General features: G+C 41.7%; 3 protein-coding genes. 1 reads left to right on the forward strand and 2 read right to left on the reverse strand.

Features of this window, described 5'->3' with window-relative positions:
* A partial coding sequence (gene guaA / locus U0M88_RS07485; protein ID WP_331869418.1) for a glutamine-hydrolyzing GMP synthase occupies positions 1-1063 on the reverse strand: 1063 nt, incomplete at its 3' end.
* Between the two features lie 28 nt (positions 1064-1091).
* A complete protein-coding gene (locus U0M88_RS07490) occupies positions 1092-1754 on the reverse strand; it encodes an HAD family hydrolase (RefSeq protein WP_117445894.1) in 663 nt (220 codons plus the stop codon).
* A gap of 54 nt (positions 1755-1808) precedes the next feature.
* Here U0M88_RS07490 and U0M88_RS07495 point away from each other — a divergent pair.
* Positions 1809-2228: carbohydrate kinase family protein (locus U0M88_RS07495; protein ID WP_331869419.1), on the forward strand; the 420-nt coding region annotated here is incomplete at its 3' end.

Raw genomic sequence — 2228 nt, forward strand, 5'->3', positions numbered from 1 at the left:
CCGGTAAACCACCGACATTGTGATGCGATTTAATGACAGCACTTTCGCCGCCTAATCCGCTTTCTACAACATCCGGATAAATCGTTCCCTGTACCAGAAAATCTACGGTTCCAATTTTCTTGGCCTCTTCTTCAAAGACACGAATAAATTCTTCACCGATGATTTTACGCTTTGCTTCCGGTTCCGTTACACCTTTTAACTTACTATAATAACGCTCCTGGGCATTGACACGAATAAAGTTTAACTCATATGGGCCTTCCGGTCCAAATACCGCTTCGACTTCATCGCCTTCATTTTTTCTAAGCAGTCCATGATCCACAAAGACACAAGTCAGCTGATTGCCGATGGCTTTGGATAATAAAACCGCTGCCACCGATGAATCCACACCGCCACTCAGCGCACAAAGAACTTTTCCATCGCCGACCTTTTCACGAATAGCCTTGATTTGATCTTCGACAAAGGAATCCATACGCCAGTCACCGGCGCAACCACAGATATTACGCACAAAGTTATACAGCATCTTTGTTCCTTCCTGCGTATGTAGTACTTCCGGATGGAACTGGATCGCATATAGATTTTCTGCCACATTTTCTGCCGATGCACATGGACAGTTTTCCGTATGGCTGGTAATTTCAAAGCCCGGAGCCACTTTAGAAATATAGTCAAAATGCGACATCCAACAAATTGTTTTCGGACTGACACCTTCAAAAATCTTTGAATCCGTTTTATCAACGATGACTTCCGTCTTTCCATATTCACGAGCATCTGCCTTTTCGACTTTTCCGCCCAATACATGCATCATCAGCTGCGCACCATAGCACAATCCCAATACAGGAATCCCCAATTCAAACAATTCTTTAGAATATGTTGGCGAATCCGCTTCATAACAACTGTTAGGGCCACCAGTCAAAATGATTCCTTTGGGATTCATGGCCTTGATTTTTTCTAAATCCGTCTTATACGAATAAATTTCACAATACACATTACATTCACGTACACGGCGTGCAACCAACTGGTTATATTGTCCGCCGAAATCTAGAACGATCACGAGTTCTTTTTTCATCATTTTGTCTCCTCTTATCTCTTAGCCATTATATCATGGCTTTTTGATTTTCTAAATATGGTATAACGTCCTTTAAGCTTTGACAAGTTGTTTGAATATACTGTTTCATTTCTTCATCCGGTACGATCTGATCCGGTACGAAAATCGAGTGCATATGAGCACCGGCGGCGGCTATGATTCCATTTTTACTATCCTCCAGCACCAGACAGTTTTTCGGATCGACATTTAGCCTTCTGGCCGTTTCTAAAAAGATATCCGGTGCCGGTTTGGATGGAATCCCTTCTTTAGAACTTGTTAAAACCTTGTAGGAAATTTTAAACCCTGCATGTTCTACCATTCTTCGAATATCTTCCGGAGCTGAACTGGACGCGATCGCATAGGGTATCTTCTGCTGATCCAGATACGCGATCAATTCCTGTAATCCCGGCATATTGGCCGATCCTGGTTCTTTAAACATCGAAAAAAAGTATTCCATTCTATGTTTTTGACAGTATGCCATCGTCTCCGTGATCCCCGGATATTCCTGTTCAAAAATCTGTACTCTCCTTGAATCACAACCAATCATCGCTTCCACTACCGACTCCGGTGCCGGAATATGATTTTGATCCAACACTTCTCGAAATAATATTTTAAACATGGCTTCTGTATTAAACATCAGCCCATCCATATCAAATATAACCGCTTCTATCATTTCTCATTCCCCACTTACCGTCTTATTATATCGAATCTATGGTAAAATAAAACTATGAAAATTTTATGTATTGGCCAGATTGTCTATGATCTGACATTCTCCATGAACGAAACCATTATTGAAAACCGAAAATATGTCATGAAAGAACGCACAGAGTGTATTGGCGCCCCGGCTACCAATGCCGCTGCTTTGTTGGCAAAATGGGATTGTGATACTTCGCTGATTGCACGTATAGGCGATGATTTTCTGGGAAAAGAAATTCTTGACCAACTGCATAAATTAAACATTTCCATAGAAACGATATTGATAGATCCATCCGTTTCCACCAGCATCAGCTGCATACTGACCAACCCTGGAAATGGAAGTCGTACGATTTTTAACCATCCTTTGCGGGAATCGCACATAGAACCAAAATGGCCAAAAGAAGATCCCGATTTCATCCTTATTGATGGCCGGGAAACAGAGATCGCATTA

Source organism: Faecalicoccus sp. (assembly GCF_036552745.1).
Classification (GTDB): Bacteria; Bacillota_I; Bacilli_A; order Erysipelotrichales; family Erysipelotrichaceae; genus Faecalicoccus.

Coding starts and splice junctions, on each gene's coding strand:
- U0M88_RS07490 (WP_117445894.1), bottom strand. CDS start 1,754: ATGATAGAAGCGGTTATATTTGATATGGATGGGCTGATGTTTAATACA.